This is a genomic window from Nostocoides vanveenii (assembly GCF_039531165.1).
Classification (GTDB): Bacteria; Actinomycetota; Actinomycetes; order Actinomycetales; family Dermatophilaceae; genus Nostocoides_A; species Nostocoides_A vanveenii.
Genome location: NZ_BAAAPN010000083.1, coordinates 1 through 5532, shown reverse-complemented (window position 1 = coordinate 5532; position 5532 = coordinate 1). Strand labels below are relative to the sequence as shown.

The window sequence follows — 5532 nt, the reverse complement described above, 5'->3', positions numbered from 1 at the left end:
GTCGTGTCGGGCAGATCCCATGACCGTCAGCGGGCAGAACTCATGACCGCCGGCGGGCAGCTTCATGGCCGTCTCCGGGCAGTTTCTCGTGTCCGTCGACAGACACCGTCCCCGGCGTCAGAATCGTCTCGGCGCGTTCCCGCGCCCGGTGGTCGCTATAGCCTGCGCCCTGAGGCCAGTCCGACGTCGTGGCATCCGACCCCGGCCAGGCTGCTGCCTGCGCGGTCGTCGGCACGGCTGCGCCGCCCATGGCGCTCAGTGCTGCAGTCAAGGCGATCCGTCGCAAGATCGTCCCCATTCCAACTCCCCCTCCTGGCGAGCCGTCCCCGCCGCTCATGTCGCCGAGTGCCTCCCGGCTATCCGACTCTGCAGACCTCTAAACCGAGCGGCAGTGACCCACAACGGGAGCGCTAGCGGTTGCCCGGTGGTTCGGCGCCTCCAACGGATCGCGGGCCGCGTCTGGACCACACCCCGGCGCGCGGAACCTGCCGGAAGAATTCAGACACCGGAGCGGAGGGTCACTCCCCCGTCGATCACCAGGGTCTGGCCGGTGATCCAGGCCGCATCCGAGGAGAGTAGGAAGCTCACCGCACCGGCGATGTCCTCCGGCAGGCCGAGCCGCTTCATCGGGTAGGGGCGCGCGGCGCGGTCCTCGTCCGCGGCATACAGCGCCTCGGCGAACTTGGTCTTGACCACGGCGGGCGCGACCGCGTTGACGCGGATGGCCGGGCCGAGTTGCATACCGAGTTCACGGGTGAGCGCGATAAGCGCGGCCTTGGACACGCCATACATTCCGATCACGCCGGTCGCCCCAAGCCCGGCGACGGACGCGACATTGACGATCGCGCCCGGCGCGTCCTTGCCCAGCCCCGCCGCAATCGCCTTCTGCGTCCACGACAGCGCGGCGATCACATTGGTCTCCATGATCTTGCGCGACGCCTCGATCGGGGTGTCGATGATGGGGCCGTAGACCGGGTTGATCCCCGTGTTGTTGACCAACAGATCGACCTTGCCGTATGCCTGCACGGCCGCCGCGATCGCGGCGTTCTGGTGCGCGTCGTCGGCGGCATTGCCCGCCACCGCGACCGCGTGATCCGGCCCGCCGAGCGCGGCAACCGCGGCATCCAACGACTCCTGATTGCGCGCGGTGATCACCACGCGGGCGCCGTCGGCGACCAGACGCTCGGCGATGCCGTAACCGATCCCGCGCGAGGCACCGGTGACAATGGCGACCGAGCCGGCGTGCGGCATACGGGCGTCGTCGCTCACAGGCCCAGGTCCCGTCCGATGAGTTCCTTCATGATCTCGTTGGAGCCGGCCCAGATCTTGGTGACGCGGGCGTCCCGCCAGGCGCGAGCGACGCGGTATTCGTTCATGAAGCCGTAGCCACCGTGCAGCTGGACGCACTCGTCGAGGACGTCGTTCTGCACCTGGGCGCTCCACCACTTGGCCTTGGCGGCGTCGACCGCCGACAGCTTCTGCTGGGCGTGCGCCTCGATGCAGTCATCGACATAGGCCTCGGCGACCTCGATGGCCGTGACCAACTCGGCGATCTTGAACTTGTTGTGCTGGAAGGAGCCGATCGGCTGGCCAAAGGCCTTGCGCTCCTTGGCGTAGTCGATCGTCTCGAGCAGGATCTGCTTGGCATGCGCGACATTCGAGACCGCCGCGCCGACGCGCTCCTGAGGCAGGCGCTGCATCATCGCGATGAAGCCCATCCCCTCCGGGCCGATGCGGTTGGCGTCGGGGACACGCACATTTCCGAAGAAGAGCTCGGCTGTGTCGGACTCCTCCTGGCCGACCTTGTCGAGCTTGCGGCCACGGCTAAAGCCCGGCATCCCGTCCTCGACCATGAACAAGGTGATGCCCTTGGGGCCTTTGGTCACATCGGTCCGGGCAGCGACGATGACCAGATCGCACTGGTAGCCGTTGGTGATGAAGGTCTTGGAGCCGTTCATCACCCAGTCGTCCCCGTCGCGAACGGCCGTGGTCTTCAGGGCGGCGAGGTCGGACCCGCCGGAGGGCTCGGTCATCGCGATCGCGCAGATCAGCTCACCGGACGCCATGCCAGGCAGCCAGCGCTGCTTCTGCTCGTCGGTGCCGAGGTCGACGATATAGGGCGGGCAGACATCGGAGTGGATGCCGAAGCAGGAGGAGACGGCGGCGTTGAACTTGCTCAACTCCTCCGCGCTGATCGCATTGAAGCGGTAGTCGTCGGCGCCCATGCCGCCGAACTCCTCGGGGATGTCGAGGCCGAAGAGGCCCTGCTTGCCCGCCTCGCGCCAGACCTCGCGGTCGATGGAATGGGCGGCGAGCATCTCCTCGGCACGCGGCTTGAGCGAGCGCTCGACGAATTCGGCGACCGTTGCCCGGAACTCCTCGTGGTCGGCATCGTAGAGATTGCGTGGCATGGACGGCTCCTTCGTCGACGGTGCTAAGCGCTTGCTTAGTTTTCGCACTATCGGGCATGCTTGTCAACATGACGGACGGCATCCGCCTGCGCATCGGAGCGCGGGTACGCACCTATGACGTGCACGCCATCCCCCTGACCGAGGGGGTCACCGAGACCGCTCTCCGGCTCATGGAGGCAGCAGCGGATGCGTTCTCCAACAAGGGTTTTCACGCGACGACTACGCGGGACATCGCCGGCCGCGCCGGCCTCTCCCCCGCCGGCGTCTACGTCCACTTCGCCTCCAAGGAGGCGCTGCTCTACTCGATCTGTATGCGGGGTCACACGGCCGCGCGCGACATGATCGTCGACGCTGCTGCGTCCGGACCACCGACAGTGGCGCTTGAAGCCATCATGACCAACTTCTCACGGTGGCACGCGGAGCAATATCGCATCGGGCGCATTGTGCAATACGAGTTCGGACACTTGACGCCCGGGCACCGCGAGAGCGTGTTGGCGCTGCGCAAGGAGATCGACGCCGCCGTGCGGGCGGTATTGGCCGAAGGCAATGCGCGCGGCGAGTTCCAGGTCGACTCCATCGCCGACACCACCCTCGCCCTGCTCTCGCTGTGCATCGACGTGGCCCGCTGGTATCAGCCCGGCAGCAAGCGCACCCCAGAGGAGATCGGCGCGACCTATGGCCGCCTGGGCTTGCGCCTCGTCGGCGTGACCTGACCCCTCCCCTCGCGCGGCTCGATCAGTCGCGGGTGAGCTTGCGGTAGGTCACCCGGTGCGGGCGTGCGGCCTCCTCACCGAGGCGTTCGATCTTGTTCTTCTCGTAGGCCTCGAAGTTGCCCTCGAACCAGAACCACCTGCTCGGGTCCTCGTCGGTGCCCTCCCACGCGAGGATGTGCGTGGCGACGCGGTCGAGGAACCACCGGTCGTGGCTGATGACGACGGCGCACCCGGGGAAGTCGAGCAGCGCGTTCTCCAGCGAGCCGAGGGTCTCGACGTCGAGGTCGTTGGTCGGTTCGTCGAGCAACAGCAGGTTGCCGCCCTGCTTCAACGTCAAGGCCAGGTTGAGACGGTTGCGCTCACCACCGGAAAGCACGCCGGCCTTCTTCTGCTGGTCGGGGCCCTTGAAGCCGAACTGGCTGACATACGCCCGCGAGGGGATCTCGACCTGACCGACCTTGATGAAGTCGAGCCCGTCGGAGACAACCTCCCAGAGGTTCTTGTTGGGGTCGATGCCGGCACGGTTCTGGTCGACATAGGAGATGTTGACGGTCTCGCCGACCTTGACCTTGCCGGCATCGGGATCCTCGAAGCCGACGATGGTCTTAAAGAGCGTGGTCTTGCCGACGCCATTGGGGCCGATGACGCCGACAATGCCATTGCGCGGCAGCGTGAACGACAGGCCGTCGATGAGGATGCGCTCGCCAAAACCCTTGCGCAGCTTGTCGACCTCGATGACGACCGAGCCCAGGCGCGGGCCCGGCGGGATCGCGATCTCCTCGAAGTCGAGCTTGCGGGTGCGCTCGGCCTCGGCCGCCATCTCCTCATAGCGGGCGAGGCGGGCCTTGGACTTGGTCTGCTTGGCCTTGGCGTTGGAGCGCACCCACTCCAACTCCTCGGCGAGGCGCTTGGCGAGCTTGGCGTCCTTCTTGCCCTGGACCTCCAGGCGGGCGCGCTTCTTCTCCAGATAGGTGGAGTAGTTGCCTTCATAGGGGTAGGCGCGGCCGCGGTCGAGCTCGAGGATCCACTCGGCGACGTTGTCCATGAAGTAGCGGTCGTGAGTGACGGCGACAACGCAGCCGGGGTAGGCGGCGAGGTGCTGTTCGAGCCACAGCACCGACTCGGCGTCGAGGTGGTTGGTCGGCTCATCGAGGAGCAGCAGGTCCGGCTTCTGCAGCAGCAGCTTGCACAAGGCGACCCGGCGCTTCTCACCACCAGAGAGCACGGCGACCTCGGCGTCCGGCGGCGGGCAGCGCAGCGCGTCCATCGCCTGCTCGAGTTGGGAGTCGAGATCCCAGGCGTCCGCGGCGTCGATCTTCTCCTGCAGCTGACCCATCTCGGCCATCAGCGCATCGAAGTCGGCGTCCGGGTCGGCCATCAGTTCGGAAATCTCGTTGTAGCGATCGAGCGCCCGCTTGATGTCACCGGCCCCCTCCTCGACATTGCCCAGGACGGTCTTGGTCTCGTCCAGTTGGGGCTCCTGCATGAGGATGCCGACGCTGTAGCCCGGGGTCAGCCGCGCCTCCCCGTTGGACGCCTGCTCAAGGCCGGCCATGATCTTCAGGACCGTGGACTTGCCGGCGCCATTGGGGCCGACGACGCCGATCTTGGCGCCGGGGAGGAAGGAGAGGGTGACATCATCGAGGATGACCTTCTCCCCATGCGCCTTGCGCGCGCGCGAGAAGACGTAAATGAACTCAGGCATAGGGTCAAGGCTAACCGCGCGAACGCCTGCGCCCGAATCGTCGCCGAGGAGCCGGTATGCCCGTTCTGGTGATCGCCGCGACGCGGCGCGAGGCGCGCTATGTCCCCGCCGGTATGCCGCTTCTCGTCACTGGAGTAGGCAAGACGGCGGCGGCGGTGGCCACCTGCCGGGCGCTGGCGGCATACGGCGATCCGAGCGCGGTCGAGGTGGTGAACATTGGGACGGCCGGGGCGCTGCGCGACGGGCTGACCGGGCTGTTTCACCCAGGCGTGGTGGTCAATCACGATGTCAATCTCGCCTTGGGGCTGCTCGGCTATCCGCCGCAGCGGATCGATCTGGGCTGCGGAGCGGCCGATGTGGTGTTGGCGACGGGTGACACCTTCGTCACCGACGTTGCCGTGCGGGACCGGCTGGCGCAGGATGCGCACCTGGTCGACATGGAGGGCTTCGCGATCGCGTATGCCGCTGCGTCCTTCGGCGCCTCGGTGCGGCTGGTCAAGCATGTCTCGGACAATGCCGACGAAGGCGCGCTGGAGTGGCCTGCCCTGGTTGATACCTCGGCACGGGTGCTCGGTGCCTGGGTCGAGGAGCATCTCGGCTAAGCCTCGATCCACCGACGGACTTGGCGTGGTGAGGTGATCCGGCGCGTCGGAACATGAGAATGCCCCTGTGCTGAAACAGAATTGGAGTTCTTCAAGCTTCA

At 66.7% G+C, this 5532-nt stretch carries 5 protein-coding genes; 2 read left to right on the top strand and 3 right to left on the bottom strand.

Features of this window, described 5'->3' with window-relative positions; genetic code table 11:
• Positions 1-498: 498 nt before the first annotated feature.
• Together ABD209_RS15690 and ABD209_RS15685 are read right to left on the bottom strand one after the other, a co-directional pair.
• Complete coding sequence (locus ABD209_RS15690; RefSeq protein ID WP_344067881.1) at positions 499-1251, bottom strand: SDR family oxidoreductase; 753 nt, start codon at positions 1249-1251, stop codon at positions 499-501.
• 14 nt (positions 1252-1265) lie between these two features.
• Positions 1266-2411 (bottom strand): acyl-CoA dehydrogenase family protein, encoded by a 1146-nt coding sequence (locus ABD209_RS15685; RefSeq protein ID WP_344067879.1) that lies wholly within the window; start codon positions 2409-2411, stop codon positions 1266-1268.
• Between the two features lie 68 nt (positions 2412-2479).
• On the opposite strand from ABD209_RS15685, the gene ABD209_RS15680 reads away from it, so the two are divergent.
• Positions 2480-3124, top strand: a complete 645-nt coding sequence (locus ABD209_RS15680) for a TetR/AcrR family transcriptional regulator (protein WP_344067877.1) — start codon at positions 2480-2482, stop codon at positions 3122-3124.
• 22 nt (positions 3125-3146) lie between these two features.
• Here ABD209_RS15680 and ettA read toward each other — a convergent pair whose 3' ends face one another.
• The gene (gene ettA, locus ABD209_RS15675; protein WP_324387198.1) at positions 3147-4829 is read right to left on the bottom strand and encodes an energy-dependent translational throttle protein EttA; all 1683 of its coding nucleotides are present in this window, start codon (positions 4827-4829) and stop codon (positions 3147-3149) included.
• Positions 4830-4885: 56 nt separating this feature from the next.
• Between ettA and ABD209_RS15670 the strand changes: the two genes are divergently transcribed.
• Entirely contained in the window at positions 4886-5431 is a 546-nt protein-coding gene (locus ABD209_RS15670) for a nucleosidase (protein WP_324387199.1), read from the top strand.
• The last annotated feature ends 101 nt before the right edge of the window (positions 5432-5532 follow it).

What these genes read in the sequence shown, in the direction of transcription:
- ABD209_RS15690 (WP_344067881.1), bottom strand. Translation starts at nt 1,251, where the DNA reads ATGCCGCACGCCGGCTCGGTCGCCATTGTCACCGGTGCCTCGCGCGGG.
- ABD209_RS15685 (WP_344067879.1), bottom strand. Translation starts at nt 2,411, where the DNA reads ATGCCACGCAATCTCTACGATGCCGACCACGAGGAGTTCCGGGCAACG.
- ABD209_RS15680 (WP_344067877.1), top strand. Translation starts at nt 2,480, where the DNA reads ATGACGGACGGCATCCGCCTGCGCATCGGAGCGCGGGTACGCACCTAT.
- ettA (WP_324387198.1), bottom strand. Translation starts at nt 4,829, where the DNA reads ATGCCTGAGTTCATTTACGTCTTCTCGCGCGCGCGCAAGGCGCATGGG.
- ABD209_RS15670 (WP_324387199.1), top strand. Translation starts at nt 4,886, where the DNA reads ATGCCCGTTCTGGTGATCGCCGCGACGCGGCGCGAGGCGCGCTATGTC.